At 39.8% G+C, this 18832-nt stretch carries 17 protein-coding genes; 6 read left to right on the forward strand and 11 right to left on the reverse strand.

Annotated features, from left to right (window positions below):
• Nucleotides 1-19 precede the first annotated feature (19 nt).
• Genes paaD through paaA form a run of 4 tightly spaced genes read right to left on the reverse strand, consistent with a single transcriptional unit; the run spans nt 20 to nt 2566 of the window.
• Nucleotides 20-520, reverse strand: coding sequence for a 1,2-phenylacetyl-CoA epoxidase subunit PaaD (gene paaD, locus AC07M3_RS04405; RefSeq protein WP_494566646.1), 501 nt, complete (start codon nt 518-520; stop codon nt 20-22).
• A gap of 16 nt (nt 521-536) precedes the next feature.
• The gene (gene paaC, locus AC07M3_RS04410; protein ID WP_494566647.1) at nt 537-1292 is read right to left on the reverse strand and encodes a 1,2-phenylacetyl-CoA epoxidase subunit PaaC; all 756 of its coding nucleotides are present in this window, start codon (nt 1290-1292) and stop codon (nt 537-539) included.
• Nucleotides 1293-1304: 12 nt separating this feature from the next.
• Entirely contained in the window at nt 1305-1595 is a 291-nt protein-coding gene (paaB, locus tag AC07M3_RS04415; RefSeq protein WP_494566648.1) for a 1,2-phenylacetyl-CoA epoxidase subunit PaaB, read from the reverse strand.
• Nucleotides 1596-1627: 32 nt separating this feature from the next.
• Nucleotides 1628-2566 carry a 1,2-phenylacetyl-CoA epoxidase subunit PaaA gene (gene paaA, locus AC07M3_RS04420; RefSeq protein ID WP_005041608.1) on the reverse strand — a complete coding sequence of 313 codons (939 nt, stop codon included), beginning with the start codon at nt 2564-2566 and terminating at the stop codon, nt 1628-1630.
• Between the two features lie 264 nt (nt 2567-2830).
• Between paaA and paaZ the strand changes: the two genes are divergently transcribed.
• The 5 genes from paaZ (at nt 2831) to AC07M3_RS04445 (ending at nt 10153) form a co-directional block, all read left to right on the forward strand.
• The gene (gene paaZ / locus AC07M3_RS04425) at nt 2831-4933 is read left to right on the forward strand and encodes a phenylacetic acid degradation bifunctional protein PaaZ (RefSeq protein ID WP_494566649.1); all 2103 of its coding nucleotides are present in this window, start codon (nt 2831-2833) and stop codon (nt 4931-4933) included.
• Nucleotides 4934-5399: 466 nt separating this feature from the next.
• On the forward strand, nt 5400-8039 hold the full coding sequence (gene mutS, locus AC07M3_RS04430) for a DNA mismatch repair protein MutS (protein WP_494566650.1): 2640 nt from the start codon (nt 5400-5402) through the stop codon (nt 8037-8039).
• Between the two features lie 61 nt (nt 8040-8100).
• Nucleotides 8101-8631 (forward strand): GNAT family N-acetyltransferase, encoded by a 531-nt coding sequence (locus tag AC07M3_RS04435; protein WP_494566651.1) that lies wholly within the window; start codon nt 8101-8103, stop codon nt 8629-8631.
• Between the two features lie 344 nt (nt 8632-8975).
• A complete protein-coding gene (fdxA, locus tag AC07M3_RS04440) occupies nt 8976-9299 on the forward strand; it encodes a ferredoxin FdxA (protein ID WP_003650851.1) in 324 nt (107 codons plus the stop codon).
• Nucleotides 9300-9430: 131 nt separating this feature from the next.
• Nucleotides 9431-10153 (forward strand): peptidase M15, encoded by a 723-nt coding sequence (locus AC07M3_RS04445; RefSeq protein WP_494566652.1) that lies wholly within the window; start codon nt 9431-9433, stop codon nt 10151-10153.
• A gap of 45 nt (nt 10154-10198) precedes the next feature.
• Here the strand turns inward: AC07M3_RS04445 and AC07M3_RS04450 are convergent, their stop codons facing one another.
• Nucleotides 10199-10645, reverse strand: coding sequence for a GNAT family N-acetyltransferase (locus AC07M3_RS04450; RefSeq protein ID WP_045125211.1), 447 nt, complete (start codon nt 10643-10645; stop codon nt 10199-10201).
• Between the two features lie 198 nt (nt 10646-10843).
• Between AC07M3_RS04450 and AC07M3_RS04455 the strand changes: the two genes are divergently transcribed.
• Nucleotides 10844-11512, forward strand: a complete 669-nt coding sequence (locus tag AC07M3_RS04455; protein WP_056478888.1) for an O-methyltransferase — start codon at nt 10844-10846, stop codon at nt 11510-11512.
• A gap of 116 nt (nt 11513-11628) precedes the next feature.
• Here AC07M3_RS04455 and AC07M3_RS04460 read toward each other — a convergent pair whose 3' ends face one another.
• The 6 genes from AC07M3_RS04460 to AC07M3_RS04485 all read right to left on the reverse strand — a co-directional run bounded on the left by AC07M3_RS04460 (nt 11629) and on the right by AC07M3_RS04485 (nt 18718).
• Nucleotides 11629-12471, reverse strand: a complete 843-nt coding sequence (locus tag AC07M3_RS04460) for a universal stress protein (RefSeq protein WP_092705331.1) — start codon at nt 12469-12471, stop codon at nt 11629-11631.
• 155 nt (nt 12472-12626) lie between these two features.
• The gene (locus AC07M3_RS04465; RefSeq protein WP_494566653.1) at nt 12627-13238 is read right to left on the reverse strand and encodes a DapH/DapD/GlmU-related protein; all 612 of its coding nucleotides are present in this window, start codon (nt 13236-13238) and stop codon (nt 12627-12629) included.
• Nucleotides 13231-13830, reverse strand: a complete 600-nt coding sequence (locus AC07M3_RS04470; protein WP_494566654.1) for an IMPACT family protein — start codon at nt 13828-13830, stop codon at nt 13231-13233. The genes AC07M3_RS04465 and AC07M3_RS04470 overlap by 8 nt, the downstream gene beginning before the upstream one ends.
• Before the next feature lie 93 nt (nt 13831-13923).
• Nucleotides 13924-15120 carry an HlyD family type I secretion periplasmic adaptor subunit gene (locus AC07M3_RS04475; protein ID WP_494566655.1) on the reverse strand — a complete coding sequence of 399 codons (1197 nt, stop codon included), beginning with the start codon at nt 15118-15120 and terminating at the stop codon, nt 13924-13926.
• Nucleotides 15117-17255, reverse strand: a complete 2139-nt coding sequence (locus tag AC07M3_RS04480; protein ID WP_494566656.1) for a type I secretion system permease/ATPase — start codon at nt 17253-17255, stop codon at nt 15117-15119. Before AC07M3_RS04480 ends, AC07M3_RS04475 begins: the two co-directional genes overlap by 4 nt.
• Nucleotides 17252-18718 (reverse strand): TolC family outer membrane protein, encoded by a 1467-nt coding sequence (locus AC07M3_RS04485; RefSeq protein WP_199990923.1) that lies wholly within the window; start codon nt 18716-18718, stop codon nt 17252-17254. The genes AC07M3_RS04480 and AC07M3_RS04485 overlap by 4 nt, the downstream gene beginning before the upstream one ends.
• Between the last annotated feature and the right edge of the window lie 114 nt (nt 18719-18832).

The following is an 18832-nucleotide window of genomic DNA, read 5'->3' on the forward strand; positions in this document are numbered from 1 at the left end:
GATTTCCTTATCTAAAGACTTAAATACATTTGAAGTAATCAAAAGGCTCAAGACAGTCCTGACATTTATAAAGTGCTTTACAGGCGGTAGAACTAAACTCTGTTAACAGTCGGGTATGTCGGCTTTTACAACGTGGACACTCTATGCCATCAATCAAATGAACATGCGTACCGCACTGATGTGCCAACCCTTCAGGTGGCGCAATGCCATAAACTTGCAATTTCTTTTTACCCGCCTCAGACATCCAGTCCGTGGTCCATGCTTCTGATAAATCGACCATCACTTTGACCGGTGTCAACGCTTCTGCGATAAATGCCTCAACAATTTGTGCTTTGAGCATATCTGTTGCTGGGCAACCGCTATATGTTGGCGTTAGACGAACTACAATTTCTTGTTGATCGTTAATGTCTACGCCCCGAATCATGCCTAAATCCACAACGGATAAAACCGGAATTTCAGGGTCACTTACCGTTTGTAGAACATCCCAACATTGGTCGATGCAATGACGAATCATGTGCATGGCTCACCTCCTTGTCTTACCAGGTCATGCCCGGATAAGTTCTTTGAATACTTTGCATTTCAGCCAACAAATAACCTAAATGCTCAGTATGCAATCCTTGTTTCGCACCGCGGCGGTAAGCTCCGTTCACAGCAACATTTAATTCAAAGCGCTTAAGCTCATCTGCAACGGTTTGGTTCCATTGTTCTTTTTCATTTGAAAAATCTGGAATCACACCTTGTGCGACCAATGCTTGTTCATCTGCATTAAGTTCAAATAACTCAGCAGTAAAACGCCATAAATTATTTAATCCGTCCTGTACACGTTGATGAGCTTCATCTGTGCTTAAGCTCAAACGTTCCATCCAGCTTGTAGAAAAACGAATGTGATACTTCACTTCTTTTAAAGATTTCACAGCAAGCGCACTTAGTTCAGGAAGTGAACTCTGCGTTAAAGCAGTAAATAAATGAAGATGGTAATGATCTATTAACCATTGGCGTACAATCGTTTGTGCGAAATCACCATTCGGTTGTTCGCATAACAATAAGTTTAGAAATTCACGCTCTGTACGGAAATACGCAAGCTGATCTTCATCACGTTGGTTTTCATCATATTGACCTGCCAAGGTCAGAAAGTTTCTTGCCTGACCTAACAAATCCAAACCGATATTTGCTAAAGCAATATCAATTTCAAGCTCAGGTGCATGTCCACACCACTCAGCTAAACGCTGAGATAAAATCAGTTGACTGTCGCCAATATGTAATAAGAATTTAGATAAAACTGAATGATTCATTTGCCATTCCCCTTACATATGCTCAATGCCATCTGGAATATGGTAAAAAGTCGGATGACGATAAACCTTATCTAGAGCAGGTTCGAAAAATTCAGCTTTTTCATCTGGCTGTGAAGACTTAATGAGTTCAGAACGAATCACCCAAATGCTAATTCCTTCATTACGACGTGTATAAACATCGCGTGCATGTTGAAGTGCGATTTCATCATCTGGTGCTCTTAAGCTACCCACATGACGATGGCTTAAGCCTTGTTTACTACGGACAAATACTTCGTAGAGTGACCAGTTGTTTTTATCTTCCATTTTGATTTCCTCAAATTTTTCCATAAATCTTGTTAAGCCACTTTGTTCGCTTCTAGCTGCTGTTTTTTAGCGTAGACCACTGCTGCATCACGAACCCATTTGCCGTTTTCCCATGCTTTACGGCGCGCTTCGATACGCTCGTGATTACATGGTCCACGTCCAGCAATCACTTCATTAAATTCGTGCCAGTCGATCTCGCCAAACTCATAGTGGCCTGTTTCTTCATTAAACTTTAAATCTGGATCTGGTACTTCCAAGCCAAGCTGCAACACTTGCGGTACGGTGTTATCGACAAACTTTTGACGTAATTCATCATTACCAAAGCGTTTGACTTTCCACGCCAGACTTTGTGCGCTATTTGGAGAATGCTCATCACTTGGGCCAAACATCATGAGTGCAGGCCACCAATAACGATTTACTGCATCTTGTGCCATTTGTTTTTGTTCTGGTGTACCGTTTGCCAAAGCCATCATCGCTTCAAAACCTTGACGTTGGTGGAAACTTTCTTCTTTACAAATACGTACCATTGCACGTGCATATGGCCCATACGAAGTACGGCAAAGCGCAACCTGATTCACAATCGCTGCCCCATCGACAAGCCAGCCAATCGCAGCAACATCTGCCCAAGTCAAAGTTGGATAGTTAAAGATTGATGAGTATTTCATTTTCCCATCAATCAACTTTTCCATCATGTCATCACGGTCAGCGCCTAAAGTTTCTGCCGCGCTGTACAAATACAAACCATGCCCAGCTTCATCTTGTACCTTCGCCAACAAAACCGCTTTACGTTTTAAAGTTGGCGCACGAGTAATCCAGTTCCCTTCAGGCAACATACCTACAATTTCAGAATGGCCATGTTGCCCGATTTGACGAATCAATGTTTTGCGATAGGCATCTGGCATTTCATCCTTAGCCTCGATCGTAATGTCATTGGCAATATTTTGTTCAAATTTCTGGTAGTTATTTTCCATTCTTTCATTCCCTGTAGGTATCACCCTTAAATCTATTTTTCGATACACTAAAAACAAAGTCAACCCATTTTTTAGTATCAAATTAAATCCACCAAACAAAAACACATTAAATAATTGAAATTAATAAAAATTAACCAATTGTAAAAAACTTTTTTACTTTTAAAAATCAAAATAAAGTTGACTTTTAGACAAATTAATCTGAAATTATGAATCATATTTTTGCAATTTTTATAATTGATGTATCACATAAAAAGGAGTTTGGTCATGCTTGAACAAGCACACCTAGAAGGAACCTCAACTGACACAGATTTTCAGCAGTCTGAGCATCAACTACCTCACCTTGCTTCTTATGTCTATGGAACATGGCATTCGACGAGTGAAGAACTACGTCCTGTTTACCATGCAATTACAGGTGAATCGATTTATGCCGTAAGTAGTCATGGCATTGATATGAAACGTGTTGTTCAATATGCCAAACAAAATGGTTCAGAATTGGCAAACTGGACATTCCACCAACGTGCCAATGCTTTAAAACAAATTGCTCAATATTTACTTGAGCGCAAGGAAGAGTTCTACAAACTTGCGTATGCAACAGGTGCAACTCGTAAAGATGCATGGATTGATATTGAAGGTGGTATCCAGACATTATTTGCTTATTCGAGTCTAGTTCGCCGTGAACTCAATGACGAAAAAATTATTACCGAAGACAGTTGGATTCAGTTATCTAAAAATGGCACTTTCGGTGCTAAGCACATTTTAAGTCCTAAAGCTGGTGTTGCAGTTCATATCAATGCTTTTAACTTCCCAATCTGGGGAATGCTGGAAAAGATTGCACCAACTCTACTTGCTGGTGTGCCATGTATTGTTAAACCTGCAACCGATGGCTCTCAATTAACTCAAGCTGTTGTAAAAGCCATTGAAGAAGCTCATGTGTTACCAAAAGGCTCACTACAACTAATTTGCGGTCAAACATATGACCTGTTAGAACAGTTAGGCCCACAAGACTGTGTCACGTTTACGGGTTCTGCCTACACTGGCCAAAAACTACGTAACCACCCTCATCTCAATAAATATTCGATTCCATTTAGCATGGAAGCCGACTCGGTAAACAGTGCAATTTTAAGCTTAGAGGCAAATGAAGAAACGATTGATTTGTTTGTGCGTGAAGTCTTCCGTGAAATGACCACAAAAGCAGGCCAAAAATGTACTGCAATTCGTCGTGCTTTCGTTCCTGAGAATTTATTAGCTACTGTGCAAGAGAAGCTCACTGCCAAACTTGCTAAAGTTGTGGTGGGTGACCCTCAAAAAGAAGAAACCACCATGGGTGCTTTAGCCAGCATTAAACAAAAACATGACGTTGCAGAAAAAGTTGCTGAACTCAGCAAAGATGCAAAAATTGTTTTTGGTGACAGTGATTCCTTTACATTTAATGCAGATCATCTTGAAAAAGGTGCTTTTTTCGCTCCAACTTTATTGTTATGCGAACAACCTTTGCAAGCGGCACATGTGCATACCACAGAAGCTTTCGGTCCAGTATGTACACTCATGCCATATCAAAACATTGAAGAGCTTGCCGACCTTGTTTCACGTGGTGAAGGTAGCTTAGTGGCTTCAGTCGTTAAAAATAACGATGAGAATATCGAACAGATTATTCAAAAAATTGCGCCTTGGCATGGACGTGTGCATGTACTCGATGCAGAGTCAGCAAAAGAAAGTACAGGACATGGTTCTCCACTTCCGCATTTAGTACACGGCGGACCTGGTCGTGCAGGTGGCGGTGAAGAGTTAGGTGGTATTCGTGCTGTTAAACACTATATGCAGCGCACAGCAATTCAAGGTTCTCCAAATAGCCTGACACAAATTACTCACTCGTGGACTGCTGGATCTAAGGTCAACGAAGACCGTGTACATCCATTTAAAAAGTCGTTTGATGAGTTAGTCATTGGTGAACGTTTATTAACGGCGCGTCGCACAGTAAGCGAAGCAGATATTGTTAACTTTGCTGGTTTAAGTGGTGATTACTTCTATGCGCATACCGACAAAATTGCAGCTGCCGAGTCTTTCTTTGGTGAACGCGTTGCGCACGGCTACTTTATTGTTTCTGCCGCAGCAGGTTTGTTTGTAGATGCAGCGCAAGGTCCAGTTATTGCCAATTACGGTATGGACAACTTACGCTTTGTTGAACCAGTTAAAATTGGTGACTCGATTCAGGTTGAATTAACCTGTAAGCAGAAAACACCTAAACCACAAAAAGACCCGTCTCAGCCTGCGCATGGGGTTGTGGTATGGGATATTAAAGTCAAAAACCAGCGTGGTGAACTTGTCGCAACCTACGACATTTTAACTTTAGTTGCTCGTGATTTATAAATAGAACTCAAACTGATGGATATTCAATTTATCCATCAGTTTTTTATTACATAGACGTTAAACTTACACCACAAGGCAAAAAACTACGTGCGGCTGGCGCTTATATTCCTGCATTATTCGCTACGATATGAAAATATTTAGATATAAAAAAATATCCAAGACAAAAGAATAATCAAAATTAAAAAATATTTATATTCAACAATCTTAATTAGCTATTTATTTCCTCGCTCATTTTAGGAATCTTTTTTGTCAATCAGTCTCAATTTGTTAAGATAGCAACCGTGAAAAATTAAGTTAAGTTCTCACACACTGTTAACTCAATATTGACACTAAAGAAGGTACACTACAAAGGTATACTTTTTTCTTAGATTAAGTCAGATTTACACAGAAGTTGTTAGAATTGGTTTGACAACCAAACTTTCAAAGTTAACTTATTTATTATTGATTTTTTAAGGGTTTAATACGCATGAATAGCGCTGAAATCATGGCTGACTTATCTTCTCATACACCTATGATGCAGCAATATCTCAAAGTCAAAACGGACTATCAACATGCGTTGCTGTTTTATCGTATGGGTGACTTTTATGAACTCTTCTTTGAAGATGCTCATTTAGCAGCCAAACTTTTAGGCATCACCTTAACCCATCGTGGTAAAGCGAGTGGGCGACCTATTCCAATGGCGGGTGTTCCCTATCACGCGGCAGAAGGTTATCTTGCACGTCTTGTCAAAGCTGGACGAACTGTAGCCATTTGCGAACAGGTTGGAGAAGTGACAGGTAAAGGTCCGGTTGATCGTAAAGTTGTTCGTATTCTTACTCCGGGTACGTTAACTGATGATGCATTACTCAGCAGTTATCAATCATCTAATCTGGTTTCATTATGCATCCATCAAAATCAGATTGGTTTTGCTTTACTCGACTTAAGTGCAGGCATTTTTAAAGTTCAACAACAAGATTACAAGCCAGAACAATTGCCTATCGAACTTGCGCGTTTAATGCCAAGTGAAATTTTGATTGATGAAGACTTGGTCGATACGAATATTATCGAACAAATTAAAAAGCACTTAGATTGTCCCGTTACCAAACGCCCGAATGTAGACTTCAATCAAAATAATGCACAAAAAACCTTATGTGACCAGTTTACGGTATCAACGCTTTCAGGTTTTGGTTTAGACCCATTGCCTTTAGCCAAAGCTGCTGCCGCTGCACTCATTCACTATGCAAAAGAAACACAAAAAACGGCATTACCACATATTCGCTCAATTCAACTTGAACAAAGCACAGACTTTATTGCGCTTGACCCAATCACACGTCGTAACTTAGAAATTATTGAACCATTATTTGAACACGGCACGTCATTATTCCAACTGGTAAATGATTGCCAAACTGCAATGGGTGGGCGTTTATTAAGCCGTACACTCATGCAACCGGTTCGTGATACCGCATTACTCGATGCTCGTTTAGATGCCATTGAGCAACTCATTCAGGGATATCATGAAAGCCCAGTCCGTTTAGTGCTTAAAGAAATTGGTGATATTGAGCGTGTACTTAGTCGTGTTGCCCTGGGCAGTGCGCGACCACGTGATTTAGTACAACTTCGTCATGCATGTGCACAAATTCCAGCTTTAAGAACGGCATTAACTCCAGTCATTCAAGCGAAAAAATCCAAACTATTAGTTCAACTTGATCAAGAACTTGGTGATTTTAAAGCGCTTCATCAACATTTGATGGCAGCCATTGTTGAAAATCCACCTGTATTACTTCGTGATGGCAATGTAATTGCAGAAGGATATGATGCTGACCTCGATGAATTACGTCAAATTCGCGATCACGCCGGTCAATTCCTCATTGATTTAGAAATTAAAGAGCGTGAACGTACTGGCATTAATACCCTTAAAATCGGTTATAACCGTGTAAGTGGTTACTACATCGAACTCACTCGTGCTCAAGCAGAGCAAGCTCCAGCTGACTATATTCGTCGCCAGACTTTAAAAAATGCTGAACGCTACATTACCCCTGAGTTAAAAAGTTTTGAAGATAAAGTTCTGTCGAGCGAGTCGCGCGCATTAACACGTGAAAAAGCACTATTTGAAGCTTTACTTGAAAACCTTCGCGAAAATATTGCTCATCTCCAAATGATGAGTTCAGCAATTGCTCAAATTGATGTGGTTGCTAACTTTGCTCATCAAGCACGCTTAAACAATTGGGCGCGTCCTGAATTTACCCCAGAAACTGGAATTAAAATTCAGGCAGGCCGTCACCCTGTAGTTGAAGCATTAAATAAAGCACCATTTACACCAAATGATACTTTTCTTGATAGCCAACATCGCATGGCAATCATTACTGGCCCAAACATGGGCGGTAAATCGACATTCATGCGTCAAACGGCATTAATTAGTTTATTGGCTTACTGTGGCAGTTATATTCCAGCCAAAGCAGCCAAACTCGGTCCAATCGATCGTATTTTCACTCGTATTGGCTCAGCCGACGATTTATCTACAGGCAAATCGACCTTTATGGTTGAAATGACGGAAACTTCACAAATTCTGCATCATGCGACGAATCAATCGCTTGTTTTGATGGATGAAGTTGGCCGCGGAACCAGTACCTATGATGGCTTGTCTTTAGCATGGGCATGCGTGGTTGATTTAACCAAACGCGTCAAATGTTTATGTCTATTTGCCACCCATTATTTCGAGTTAACCGAACTGGGTAGTGAAGCAGGAATTGATAACTATCATGTGACGGCGCAAGAGCTTAACGGCAACCTGATTTTATTGCATAAAGTTCAGCAAGGCCCTGCAAGTCAAAGCCATGGTTTACAGGTTGCAAAGTTAGCCGGTATTCCTGCCAATGTTATTAAAGAAGCGCAGAAGCGTTTACGCATTTTGGAAAAACAGCAGCAGCAACATCTACAAACCAGTTTTCAAAATGATTTGTTTGCTCCACCAGATGCAAACTCTGGTTCACAAATCATAGAAAAAGTTGTCGAGATCGAAGTTTCATCCCCTGCTCTAGATTTACTTAAGCAAATTGAAGTCGATAACTTATCGCCTCGTCAGGCGCTTGAACAACTCTATGAGCTGAAAGCTGCGCTGAAATCTTAATAAATCACTTCTGAATAAGCAGGCTTAGGTCTGCTTATTCACCTCGGAGAATAATATTTATATGATCTTAAGATCTTTGCAATATTCAGAAATCGATCTTATTTGGCAGCAAATTAGCCGCCGTGAATTAATTACTCAAAACTACATACAAAAACAACAACATCTAGACTTAGTTGATTGTTTTTTTGATGTACAACATTGGGACTCATATCATCTAGAAAATGACCCACCTAAACTGAAACAGCTCTATGAACAAGGTTCAATATTTATCGGCGCATTTGATGCTTCTGAAAAACTGATTGGTGTGAGCGTAGTCTCAAATCAACTTATAGCGGATTACCCTAACGCAAAGTTATTGCACTATTTCTATGTCGATGCAGACCAACAAGGTCAAGGCATTGGTGCTAAGCTTATGCAAGCCGCAAAAGAGTCCGCCAAGCAACTCGGTGCAAAACAACTGTATATTTCAGCAACCCCGAGTCAGCGCACTGTAGACTTCTATATGAAGCATGGTGCAGAACCTTTAAGTGCTCCAGATCAACAACTTTGGCAGCTCGAACCTGAAGATATTCATTTACTGTGTAAGGTTTAGCTCTAAATATTTGAAGATTTTCAGCAAAAAAAGCTGAAAATCAAAATTTGTAAAAGAAAAAATAAAAAGTTAAGGTATTTATTAAAATAGATGCCTTGACTTAAATGACATCTAAATAATTAAATAAAATAATTTTTAAGTTATTGTTTTATAAAATATATTATTATTTTAATTTTATAGACAAGCAGTTCATAAGACTGAAAGATTTGTTTGATTATCAACGTATTAACTTATCTTCATATGCATGAATAAAGAATATCAATAAAAGCAATTGTTTGTTTACCCCTTTTTTGCCTAAAATAAGCTATTCGAAATGAAACCATATTTTTTAGGTAGCTGTCGCCATGACCTTTGTTGTCACTGAAAATTGTATTAAATGTAAATACCAAGATTGCGTAGAAGTTTGTCCTGTTGACTGTTTCTACGAAGGTCCGAATTTCCTAGTGATCAATCCGGATGAATGTATTGACTGTGCATTATGTGAACCAGAGTGCCCGGCAAATGCAATTTTCTCTGAAGATGAGTTACCAGAAGGTCAAGAAGTATTTATTGAGCTCAATGCTGACCTTTCTCAAAAATGGCCTAACATTACTCAAATTGGTGATCAACCGGCTGACCGTGAAGAATGGAACGGCAAACCTGATAAATTACAATATCTTGAAAAGTAATTTCAAAAAAGATCAGCAACCGCTGATCTTTTTTTATACTCTATTCAAACATTTCATTGCAAATTCCTCGTAATTTGTGCACTGTTTTGCATTAAAATAGCCGCAATATTTATAAGTGCTTAATTTTTCTTATGCGGAAGTTTTTGCAGAGTATGGTGCCCTTATGCATAATCCCAGCGGTTATGGTAGGTTGTGTCAGCTCTCCCCAACACACAACAACAGGCAAAACCTCTCCAAGTGGTAAACGAATCTTTATTCCACAAGAGCGCGTTATTATCGAGCGCCCGATTCCCCCTAAAGTTGAGCCTACATCTTATCGAAGCTGGTTAGGTTCGGGTGAAAATTACGAACGTGTTCGTGAATATGAAAAATTCTTAACCCGAAATAATGTCGCGGGCATTGTGCCAAGTTTTGAGCTATTACGTTCAGCACGCGATTGGCAAAAATGTGGGCGCTCAGAATATGCTGTGCCTAATCGCGAACTTTGGGGAAATTCTTTATCGACCCTTCGCGTATTTAAATATTTAGTTGCGTCAAAAGTTCTAACAGACTTTGAAGTTACCTCTGTTTACCGAGATTTACCTTTAAATGAATGTGCTGGTGGCGCAAGCTCTTCTAAGCATTTATTTAACTCTGCAATTGATTTCCGTATTGGTCCTGAGTTCCCTCAAGCTCAAGATTATACATTTATTGAAAATACCAAATTTAAACTCTGTCAATTCTGGGCTCAGCATGGCCAAAGCTTAAATATGGGTATTGGTTTATATAGCTCCGGACAAATTCATATCGATACTCAAGGCTATCGTACTTGGGGACCTGATTTAACTCGAAGCAGTTCGATGTGTAACCTTTAAATTAAAAAACTCCTTTCAATCGAAAGGAGTTTTCACTTAAACCCATTACAAACGTTTGGCTAAAGAGATGAGTTTTGAGCGGTTTTTAAAGCCATGCTTTTTATAAAAATCTTCGGAAATAGATGCTCTTAACGTGTGCAGAACAATAGTTTCTATATTATTTTCTCTACACTTTCCTTCTATATACTTTAAAAGCTTAGAACCAACTCCTTTTCCCTGATATTGGGGATGAATAAAAAAATCATCTAGATAATAACGAAGCCCTTGTATAGTTGGGTGAATATGTCCCATTCCCACACCAATTAATTGGTTTCCCCATTTTGCACAAAAGCCAAAAGAAGATGAATATTGAAAATATCTCTCAAAATATTTTCTAATTGGTTCTAAATCATCAAACTGCTCATTCCATGGCTCATTACTAAAAGCTGAACAATAAACCTCAATACCCTCTTCAAAATCTACACTTGTGAAAGCACACAACGTAATTCTCATTTATACATCCCTAACTACACATTGATAAAAATAAGCAAGAAATGAACCTTTTTATACTCCTTGTTTAATTTGGGTTGGTAACTCAGAAAAAGTAATTTGCTCATTCAATAATCAACCAAAATTTCTTCAAACGAAGATTTTTGCACTCTAGGCATAAACGTTTAAAATACCCCTATCAACATATAGGTAAATTTGATTATGCAGCAGATGTGGACAGACATTGACGAATATATCGATTCACATTTAATTCCCGAAGACCCGCGACTCGAATATGCATTAAAAAATACCGATGAACACGGCTTCTCAAATCATCTTGCAGTAGCTCCTAACCAAGGAATGTTCTTGCAGATGCTTATTCAAATGAATAAATGCAAACGAGTTTTAGAGATTGGAACCTTTGCTGCATACAGTACAATTTGGTTAGGCCGTGCGTTACCTGAAGATGGTTATTTACTAACCATAGAAGGCCGTGACACTCACGCAGAAATGGCACAAAAAAATATCGACCATGCAAATCTTCCTGTAAAAGTTGAACTTAAAACTGGCCGTGCCGCAGATATTCTTTCTGAGATTGATCCTCAATCTATCGAGCCTTTTGATTTTATTTTCATTGATGCAGATAAACAGGGATATCCGGAATATTTAGAATTGAGCCTGAAATTTTCCAGATCAGGTACAATTATTGTGCTTGATAATGTGATTCGCGCAGGTGATATTTTAAATCCAGATAATAAAAAACCAAGTATTGAAGGCATCCGTGAAATGTTTAAAGCCCTCGAAAACCATCCACAAATCTTATCTTGTACAGCATTACAAACCGTTGGCTCAAAAGGCCATGATGGCTTCGCAATTGCAATTGTGAAATAATGGTTAAAAAATCGTCTTTTTTATTTTATTATTTATAATCAATAAATTACTTTTATTACAGTTGCTTTTCCATATAGTTATCCACAAGATTTGCGGATAACTATATGCAAATCTTATTATTTAGCTACTAGCAATGGTACAGTCGCGTTTCTGAATACGGTTGTTGCAATACTTCCCAAGAAGAACTGATGAATTTTGCTATGACTAAATGCACCTAGCACAATGATTTGAATACCATGTTCTTGTTGGTACTCTAAAATATTTTGTGCAACATCGCCATAGCGATATACGGTCACTACATCTATGCCCGCTTGTTTAAGGTAATGCTCAGGTTCATTAAGTACTTCTGGATGATCGCCGACATAAACCAAATGACATTGCAGTGTTCGTAATAGATCACTTTGAGCAATACGACGCATCATTTTTTGGCATGTCGGAGAATATTCATAGGCGAAAATAAATCGTGTCGGTATTTTAAAGTTTTCGCCAATGGTCAAAACAGTACAATTGGCCCCACGAATAAAGTTTTCTACATTACTTCCAATGGGTTTCTGTTTTTCGGCAGCTCTTTCCCCGACTCGACCTAAAATTACGATGTCATTTTCATGCAAGAGATTAAAACTTTGCTCTAAAAAATCACCTTTTTCTTGAATTTTTGAACATGTAATTCCATGTTTTTCTTGAATAAGATCAGAAATGTGACGAAGTAAATTATTGCTATAGTCTAAAGCGAGTTCACTTTGTTTTTGTTCCAGCTCAGCTAACTCTTTTAGCAGCATTGCATTGCTTTCAAAGCCAATTACTCCACTAATTTCACCAAGATGATAACTTGCAGGGTAATAGTCTAGAATTTGTAATAATACAAGTTCTCGTCCGGTTGCTTTAGCAACCCATGCTGCTGCATCGGCAATAGCATTAATACACGGTGATGAGTCAATACACGCAATAACACGGTTCATATCAGCCTCTCTTCTTCAGGTCTTTTGCCTTGGAGATTATTCTTAAAACTTAGCTTTAACTTAACATAGATAAAAATTGGTATGTTAAGGTTTATGTATAAAAATCAACTTTTTTGTTTAAAGATCAAACATTTTATTACATTCTTAAGACTGAATTATTCCCTTAAACGAATAAATTTTGCGGGGTTGCCACCTACAATATGGTACGGCTCCACATCTTTGGTCACCATACTATTCATGCCGACCACAGCATGCTTACTTATTTTAATACCATCTTTAATACCCACATGCGCACCTAACCAAACGTCTTGCTCAATTTCAATTCCTTTAGAGGTGACAGGTTGCTGGTAAAGTGGACGATCTAACTGCATACCATGATCAAATGCATATAAGTGGCAATATGCAGCAATACGGACCTGATCATGCAACTTTATGCCGGCTCGCCCCCCATCTAAAATACAATGATGATTTATCGCGACCTCATTACCTATTTCAAGGGGTCCATGCAAACTGCAATCTGCTGCAATAAAACAATTATCACCAATAATAATGTTTCGTCCTGGTTCAGCAAAAATATGAGCTAAGGGCGAGATAAAGCAGTTTTTACCAATCTCAACTGTTTCCATCTCCATCAAATAAGCTTGATATTCTTGCTGCCACTCTTCGGCCCAAGCACGATTTTTAGGTTTTAAAGTCCAATATAACCATGGCATATAATTTAAACGGTGCTTATGTTGTTCCCGATATTTAACTAAGGAATCAGTCATCAGTTAATTCATCCTCAATTTTTAATTCTTCACGACCACGCGTTACATCTCTGAGTTTTAAGGCGAGTGGTTCAATTTGATGTATTTGTAGTCTTGCTTCGATATCCACGCCCGTTGCAGTATAGGCTTCCTGATATTCAATTTGTTGTTGAGTAAGCTCATATTGAAATATGGCCCACTCATTAAAGTGGCAGGAAAAATAAATCTTTTTCTTTGCAATGAGTTCAATACGCTCAGCCAATAGCAAGCATTGCCCAGCACAACCACCATATGCTCTTACAAGGCCGCCAGTCCCTAGCTTTATTCCACCATACCAGCGGTTAACCATTACAATAATATTCGTCAGGTCATTCCCTTCAATGGTTGCCAAGATTGGACGCCCTGCTGTTCCTGAAGGTTCACCATCATCGTTAAAGCGAACATTATGGCCAATTTTCCATGCCCAGCATTGATGAGTTGTCGAGATATCTTTGTTTTGTTCTAAAAATTCTTTAACTTGCTGTTCATTTTCTACTGGTGCAGCGATAGCTTGAAATCTACTTTTTTTAATTTCTTCTTCAAACGTAATGGGTGATGCAATCGTAAAAGCCATAAATTAAATAAAGCATAATAAAAATCAAATTATAACGTGAATTTAATAGAATCAAACCCATAAAAAAAGCCCCGAATCTCGGGGCTTTTTTTATTATCTTTCTCGTAACGCTTCTTTGGCTTTATTAAATGGTTTAAGTAAGTAATCCAGTACTGTTTTTTCACCCGTACGAATATCTACCGTTGCCACCATACCCGGTGTAATACCGTATGCCTTACCTTCTTTATTATAAAGCTTGTCTGAATCGGTTCGAATATAAACACGATAATAGAACTGGTCTTGTTTAACTTCATCACGAATCGTATCTGGTGAAATAACCGTAACCTTACCTTTTAAACCACCATAAATTGAGTAGTCATAGGCAGTAATCTTAACCAGTGCTTCTTGTCCCGGACGAATAAATGCAATGTCACGCGGTAAAATACGCGCTTCAATGAGCAGCTGTTCATCAATCGGTACAATGGTCATCAACTTACCGTTTTGCGGAATAACACCGCCATGGGTAGTGACCGCAATTTCTTTTACAACACCACGTACCGGTGCTTTAAAAATAGCACGATCTAAGCTGTCAGTACGACCCAGTACGACTTGTTGCTGCGTTTCAATATCCGTATTGGCTTTCGATAACTCTTCACGAGCCTTTACGAAATATTGGTTCTGCGCATCATTCATTTTATTTCTAAGGTCGTTTGCTTCACGACGTAAACGTAAAACTTCAACCTCACTGGCCGCACCTTTAGCAACTAACGGTTCGGTCATTGCCAGCTCTTGTTGTACCAGTTGTAAAGCTTGTTTTAAGCCTGCAATGGTCTGTTCTAAATCTGCACGACGAGACCGATATAGCGCTGTTTCTTCATGTACAAGTTTTGGTTCTTTCAGCACAATTTCAGGAAAAACCAAGGGCGTACCGTTTACTTCTGCACGCAAACGTGAAGCTGTTGCCTGAGCAGAAATAAGCAAAGATCTTGATTCACCGACATTCGATGCAAAACGGGTTGGATCTAATTGCGCAAGAATTTCGCCTTTTTGAACAATATCGCCTTCTTGTACATTCAGCTTGGTTAAAATACCGCCTTCTAAAGACTGGATGACCTGCTCTTTAGACGATGGAACCACTTTACCTGTGCCTGTAGAAACTTCTTCAAGTTTAAATACCCATGCCCAGATAAAGAAAATAACTAAACCAATCCCCACAATCCAGATTACTAAACTGGCACGTGGTAACGGTGGTTCACTATAAGAGACATTCATTGAACGGGTGAGTTCTTGTTCTTGTTGTGGTTCGCTCATGAATTACCTCCTTGCACTTGTTTTTGTTGGGCTGTTGATTGATTAAGGACCTGATCTCTTGGACCATCCATCACGATTTTGCCTTCGTTAACGACAATGATACGGTCCACCAGCTCTAAAACAGCGCGGCGGTGAGTCGCAACCACCAAGGTCCGATGAGCCAGCCATCCTTTTAAATGATCAATCAGTTGTTTCTCTGCCACATCATCAATCGCTGCTGTCGGCTCATCCAGCAATAAAATGTTGGGTTGACGAATCAATAGACGGGCCAATAACAAGGCTTGTTTCTGCCCACCCGAGAAACCCACCCCACCTTCTAAAATCAGGTGATCGAGTCCTTCTTTTTTCTCTTGAACAAAAGGTAATGCACCTGTCACAACTAAAGCCCGAAGAATATCTTCATCTGTTGCAAGCGGTGCCCCCAAAGTGAGGTTCTCACGAATCGTACCGTAGAAAAGTTGTGCATTCTGGTTGAGTAAACCCATATCACGACGTACATCAGATGGGTCAATTAAAGAAAGATCCAGACCATCTAAATGCACTGCCCCTTGAACAGGGACCTGCATGCCAGATAGAAGCTGAAGTAGGGTCGATTTACCAGCACCATTGCGCCCCAGAATTGCAATTTTTTCACCAGCACGAATTTTTAAATGGCGAATTGCTAAACTTGGTTTCGGGTCTTCTTCTCCATATTGGAACAAGACATTTTTTAATTCGTAGTCGCCATTTAAAACTGCTTTATGTACCAGATGTGAACGGTCAGCTTGGTCGATCGGACGTTGCATGAGTTCATCCAGACTTTGTTTTGCAACCTTCGCCTGCTGTAAACGCCCCAATACACCCGTAATTTGTGCAATCGGTCCTAACATGCGTGACGATAAAATTGAACAGGCCACTAATGCACCCGTGGTCATTTCACCATCCATTACCGCAAAACATCCAACTAAAACCACAATTGCATAGGTTAAACCCTGAAGCATCTGAGTCCATGCCATTAAGGTCCCGACAATTTTACGCTGTCTCATACCAATATCGGCTGAAACCTCGTTCATGTGGTTCCACTGGTTTTGAAAACGCGATTCAGCACGCAATAACTTGATATCTTCAATACCCTGCACTGCTTCAACCAGAATGGCATTACGGATTGAAGATTCTCTCATGCCTTCTTGTGCCAATTGCGCTAGCTTCTTCTGTGCCAGAATACCCGGCAAAAGCATAAGCGGTACAACCAGCAACATCACCCAGAACAGCTTCCCGCCAATAATGGCGAAAATGGTCAGGAACAGGAAAAAGAATGGGAAATCGGCAATTGCACTAATGGTGGTAGAGGTTACCAGTTCACGAACACCTTCGAGCTCACGAATCTGCGAAATAAAACTACCGGTAGACTTTGAACGATCTTTATTTTTGATTCTTAAGGCATGGCCAAATACACGGTCAGAAACACGTAAGTCAGCACGTTTACCAATAATATCGGATAGATAGACTCGGGACACACGTAAGGTAAACTCAAAAATAGCAGCAATAAGCACACCACCAGCCAGAACCCATAAGGTTGGAACAGACTGTGAAGGCACAACACGGTCATAGACTTGCATTGAGAAAATAATGGTTGCCAGTGCCAAAATATTGGCAATGAGTGAGGCAAACATAATATCAACGTAGCGTTTCCAGTCTCTTAGAACAATTGACCAGAACCAGCTTGCTTCATAGGGTTTGATATATTCATCAATACGCGCATCGGGAATCGAGCTTTCAGGACGCAGGATATAGACATTCTTAATGGTATTTTTTAAGACATCTAGGCTTAAATTTTGAGAAAGTCCATGGTCTCCGCTAAACTGGATACTCACATTTCCTTGGGTATCGGCTTTATCAATAATACCAACCTGTCCGTCATAAAACTCGACCATAACAGGTAGCCGCCACGGATTCAGCAGCTCTAAAGAAAACGGTACTTTACGTAAATTTAGTCCAACCTGACGTGTAATGAGCTGTAAAACATCATCAAGGTTTTGATTCTGGTTCCAGTCAAGTTGTAAACGGATTCTTTCTTCTGAAGGCTCAATTCGATAATGTTTAGCAATCGTTAAGACCGCCTGTAACCAGGGCTGGTAATTTATTTTTGTCATCATGGTTGTACTTCGAACCCCTGAATTGAAATATTATTTAAGTCATAAGCTTGGCGGGAACGTCCTGTTGCCGAGATGTATTGCACAATACTGTTATAGATGTCATAACGTGCGGTTTCGAGTTCTGAATTGGCACTATGAATGGCCTGCTCTGCATTCAATAAGTCAACCAATGAACGTGTACCAAGTTTGTACTGCTCTTGATAAAGTTCACGTGTACGAACCGTAGTGGCTTGGCGATTGGTCAGTACCTGCATTTGGCGTTGTTTATTTTCAATTTGCTCACGGCTGGTTCTGATCTGGTCAAGAACATCCAGATAAACTGAATTAACTTTAGACTTTGCTGCTTCTTCTGCATAACTTGCCATTTTGACCTGAGAAGAAACGGCTCCACCTTGATAAAACTGACTGGTTGCTTCAAGCATGACCGAACTGTACAGACCGTCATCTTCATCATTGTTTGGGTTTCTGCCGTTAATGGCCTGACTCACAGAACCTTTTACCGCCAAAGTCGGATAACGACTCAGTCGGGTCTGTTCTTTTTGAGCTTTAGCTACTTCAACACCCGCTTGCGCCGCAATCATTTTTGGGATGGTATTGAATTCAGGTTCGCCATATAAATCGGACACTTTCACCAGATCATCTGAAATAATCCACCCTGTTCGAGAAACATCACCACCTAATAATGTTCTTAAGTGTTGCTGGTATTGTCTTAATAATGACTGCTGTGCGATCAAACTAGACTGGGCAGCTTGTAAATAGGACTGGGCTTGAATCGGATCGGCTTGACTGCTAATACCGGCATTTGCACGTAAATTGGCAATTTCCTGAATACGCTGAATACCCGCAATTTGCTGCTCGGCAATCTTATTTAATTGAAGATAGCGTTGAATATTGACAATCGACTGTGCAACATCAAGTGCAATATCATCAATGCTGACCAGCACATTGGCCTGCTCGACTTGTACTTTGGCCTTCTCAACCGACACACCTGATTTGACTTTGCCAAAATCAAAAAGCATTTGAGTCGCATTTAGAGTCAATAACTGCCGCCCACGTTCGCCACTACTCAAATCACCTGTCGTTATTCCACCTGAAAGCTGGGGATAATAACCAGCCTTGGCATAATCAATACCTGCATTTTGGCCAGCTAAAGTGGAGATGGCTTGGGAAATATCTGGGTTCCGCTGGATCGCGACTTTCACCGCTTCCTGCAAAGTCATTTTCCTTGATGGCAAATTTGAATAAGATGAAGCTGCTCGATCATTGAGTTGAACAGTCGGAAACTCCTGAACTCTAGAACGATCCAACTTAAAATTACTCAGCTCTTGCATCTTGGCAACTTTAAATTCATCACTACTTTTAGGGGCAAAAAGTTGTGATAAGTTGTCTTTTAGGGTGTGATATTGCTCACTGGGTTTAGCAGCATATATCACTACAGGTACATGCAACGAAGTTAAAAGCATCAACCCTTTCAGGAAAGCCGGCTTTTTACATGTCCTTTCTACTTTTCTTTGGTTATATCCAATCATGCTTGTCTTGTTGATCTTGTTTGTTATCGTTTAAAAGCTTTTACATTC

It is taken from the genome of Acinetobacter sp. GW821-FHT09D10, from assembly GCF_059416285.1.

What these genes read in the sequence shown, in the direction of transcription:
- AC07M3_RS04470 (WP_494566654.1), bottom strand. Translation starts at nt 13,830, where the DNA reads ATGGCTTTTACGATTGCATCACCCATTACGTTTGAAGAAGAAATTAAA.
- mutS (WP_494566650.1), top strand. Translation starts at nt 5,400, where the DNA reads ATGAATAGCGCTGAAATCATGGCTGACTTATCTTCTCATACACCTATG.
- paaC (WP_494566647.1), bottom strand. Translation starts at nt 1,292, where the DNA reads ATGAATCATTCAGTTTTATCTAAATTCTTATTACATATTGGCGACAGT.
- AC07M3_RS04450 (WP_045125211.1), bottom strand. Translation starts at nt 10,645, where the DNA reads ATGAGAATTACGTTGTGTGCTTTCACAAGTGTAGATTTTGAAGAGGGT.
- paaA (WP_005041608.1), bottom strand. Translation starts at nt 2,566, where the DNA reads ATGGAAAATAACTACCAGAAATTTGAACAAAATATTGCCAATGACATT.
- AC07M3_RS04460 (WP_092705331.1), bottom strand. Translation starts at nt 12,471, where the DNA reads ATGAACCGTGTTATTGCGTGTATTGACTCATCACCGTGTATTAATGCT.
- AC07M3_RS04435 (WP_494566651.1), top strand. Translation starts at nt 8,101, where the DNA reads ATGATCTTAAGATCTTTGCAATATTCAGAAATCGATCTTATTTGGCAG.
- AC07M3_RS04480 (WP_494566656.1), bottom strand. Translation starts at nt 17,255, where the DNA reads ATGATGACAAAAATAAATTACCAGCCCTGGTTACAGGCGGTCTTAACG.
- fdxA (WP_003650851.1), top strand. Translation starts at nt 8,976, where the DNA reads ATGACCTTTGTTGTCACTGAAAATTGTATTAAATGTAAATACCAAGAT.
- AC07M3_RS04455 (WP_056478888.1), top strand. Translation starts at nt 10,844, where the DNA reads ATGCAGCAGATGTGGACAGACATTGACGAATATATCGATTCACATTTA.
- AC07M3_RS04475 (WP_494566655.1), bottom strand. Translation starts at nt 15,120, where the DNA reads ATGAGCGAACCACAACAAGAACAAGAACTCACCCGTTCAATGAATGTC.
- paaB (WP_494566648.1), bottom strand. Translation starts at nt 1,595, where the DNA reads ATGGAAGATAAAAACAACTGGTCACTCTACGAAGTATTTGTCCGTAGT.
- AC07M3_RS04465 (WP_494566653.1), bottom strand. Translation starts at nt 13,238, where the DNA reads ATGACTGATTCCTTAGTTAAATATCGGGAACAACATAAGCACCGTTTA.
- paaD (WP_494566646.1), bottom strand. Translation starts at nt 520, where the DNA reads ATGCACATGATTCGTCATTGCATCGACCAATGTTGGGATGTTCTACAA.
- AC07M3_RS04445 (WP_494566652.1), top strand. Translation starts at nt 9,431, where the DNA reads ATGCGGAAGTTTTTGCAGAGTATGGTGCCCTTATGCATAATCCCAGCG.
- AC07M3_RS04485 (WP_199990923.1), bottom strand. Translation starts at nt 18,718, where the DNA reads ATGCTTTTAACTTCGTTGCATGTACCTGTAGTGATATATGCTGCTAAA.
- paaZ (WP_494566649.1), top strand. Translation starts at nt 2,831, where the DNA reads ATGCTTGAACAAGCACACCTAGAAGGAACCTCAACTGACACAGATTTT.